The organism is Frateuria sp., assembly GCF_013362045.1.
Taxonomy (GTDB): domain Bacteria; phylum Pseudomonadota; class Gammaproteobacteria; order Xanthomonadales; family Rhodanobacteraceae; genus Frateuria_A.
The window spans coordinates 1-2,157 of record NZ_JABFWW010000126.1 but is presented as its reverse complement, the minus strand read 5'-3'; the positions used below and the strand labels follow the sequence as shown (position 1 = coordinate 2,157).

The window sequence follows — 2,157 nt, the reverse complement described above, 5'->3', positions numbered from 1 at the left end:
GATGAAGCCGAGCTTGTCCGACTTGGTCAGCGGATTGATGACCAGGAACGCGCCGCCGGCCAGCAGCGTGGCGAAGATCGCCACCGCGCAGGGCCAGGTGTTGTCCATGTAGATCGCCACGCGGTCGCCGCGCTCCACGCCGCGCGCGGCCAGCGCGCCGGCGAGGCGGCTGGCGGCATCGAACAGCTGCGCGTAGCTGTAGGGCCGGCCCTCGACCACGACCGCCGTGTGCTGCGCACGCGCCGGGTCGGCTGCGTGCTCCAGCAGGGCGTCGTGCAGCAGACGGCGCGGCGGCGCGGCGGATTTCACGCGCCGCCCCGCTGCTGGCGCTCGACGAAGGCCACGATGTTGGCCACCGAATCGAAATTCTGCGGCAGCATCTCGCTGGCCTTCACCTGCAGGCCGAAGCTCTCCTCCAGGAACAGCACCACTTCCAGCACGCCGGTGGAATCGATGATGCCGCGGTCGAGCAGCGAGACGTCGTCGACAAGCTCGGACGGGTCGTCGCTGAACATCAGGTTTTCCAGGATGTAGTCGCGGACGCGGGCCTTCACGTTCGTGGCTTGGGTCGACATCGGTAGCTCCATGGCAGGTTTCATGCAGCGGCCCGCCGCACGAAGGATTCGTGGACCAGCATGGTCGAGAGGATGCCGACGAAAGCCTGATTGTCGGCAAAGCCGATCGCCCGCCCGTGTCGGCATTTCTCGAACAGGCGGCCGACCGCGGCGGCATCGAAGTAGCCGGCATCGCGCAGGCGCACAGGGCTCATCAGCTCGGCCACGTAATCCAGCGGTTCGCCGTCGATGAAGAAGCTGGACTGGTCCGGCGCCCGGTAAGGCTGCTTGGTGCGTTGGCCGATCGCAGGCGGCAAGAGCCCCTCGAGTGCGCGGCGCAACAGGTACTTCTCGGTCAGCCCGCGGATCTTCCAGCGCTCCGGCAAGGCGTTGGCGAACTCGACCACGCGGTGATCGAGGAAGGGAAAGCGCCCTTCCACGCCGTGCGCCATCGCCGGGCGGTCGCCCTGCGCAGGCAGCAGATAGGCGGCCAGCAGGGTCTTGGCCTCCACGTACTGGTCGCGCGCCAGTGGGCTCCAGGCTTTGACGGCGAGTGGCAGGCGCCGCTCGTACCAGCCCAGCGGTTCGAAGTCGCCGACCTGTTCGCGCAGCTCCGGCGAGAGGAAGCGCAGCGCGTGCTGCGAGCTCGTCCAGCGCGGCGCGTGCGCGAACACCGGCCGGTCCAGATGCTCCATGCCGCGGCCGAAGAACGACTGCGCCAGCGCCGCGTGCCGAACCGGGGAGTTCTCGAGATAGCCGTAAAGGCGTCCGAGCAGGGCGGGACGGAAGCGCGAATCGGGCTGCCTGGCCCAGAAGCGCCGCACCTTGGCTTCCTTGAACAGGTCGTAGCCGGCGAACACCTCGTCGGCCCCCTCGCCGGTCAGCACCACCTTGCAGCCGTCCTCGCGCACGCGCCGGGCCAGCAGCATCAGCGGCACGCCGGCGGTGCGCAGCACCGGTGCCTCGACCTGGCGGACCAGCTGCGGAAAGGCCTCGCCGATGGCCCGCCGCGTGCAGTGCAGCGTGGCGTGCTCGCAGCCCAGGTGGCGAACCATCGCCTGCTGGTGCGCGCTCTCGTCGAATTCGGCGGTGTCGAAGGCGATCGAATAGCTGCGCAGGCGCGCAGCGCCGGCTTCGCGCATCAGCGCCACCACGGCGGAGGAGTCCAGCCCGCCACTCAGGTAGGCGCCCAGCGGCACGTCCGCCTGCAGGCGCAGGCGCACGGCGTCGGTCAGCAGTTCGCGCAGCTCGCCGGCGGCCTGCTCCACCGAGCGCCAGCGCGGCCGCGGCGCGCCCTGCCCGGGAAAGTTCCAGTCCCAGTAGCGTGCGAGCGACCGGCGGCCATCGGCCTCGATGGCCAGCAGATGCCCCGGCGGCAGGCTCTCGATGCCGGCGAACACGCTGCCCGGATCGAGTGGCCCCCAGAAGGTGAAGGTCTGCGCGAGGCTGGCCGGATCGAGCCGGGCCTGCCCGGGCAACGCGGCCAGGATCGCCTTGATCTCCGAGGCGAACCACAGGCGCCCCGCAGCGCGGGTGAAGAACAGTGGCCGCACCCCGCAGCGGTCGCGCGCCAGCAGCAGGCGACGGCGCTCGGCGTCCCACA

The 2,157-nt window shown here is 70.4% G+C and carries 3 protein-coding genes; all 3 read right to left on the bottom strand.

All coding sequences use genetic code 11. The features are described from left to right. On the bottom strand, nt 1-309 hold a 309-nt coding region (locus HOQ08_RS05800), incomplete at its 3' end, for an AMP-binding protein (protein ID WP_291192431.1). Further along, entirely contained in the window at nt 306-575 is a 270-nt protein-coding gene (locus tag HOQ08_RS05795) for an acyl carrier protein (protein ID WP_291192430.1), read from the bottom strand. The genes HOQ08_RS05800 and HOQ08_RS05795, both read right to left, overlap by 4 nt. Nucleotides 576-595: 20 nt before the next feature. Beyond that, on the bottom strand, nt 596-2,157 hold a 1,562-nt coding region (gene asnB, locus HOQ08_RS05790), incomplete at its 5' end, for an asparagine synthase (glutamine-hydrolyzing) (protein WP_291192429.1).

Bases quoted from the DNA above. Each gene is read 5' to 3' on its own strand.
- HOQ08_RS05795 (WP_291192430.1), bottom strand. From the start codon at position 575: ATGTCGACCCAAGCCACGAACGTGAAGGCCCGCGTCCGCGACTACATC.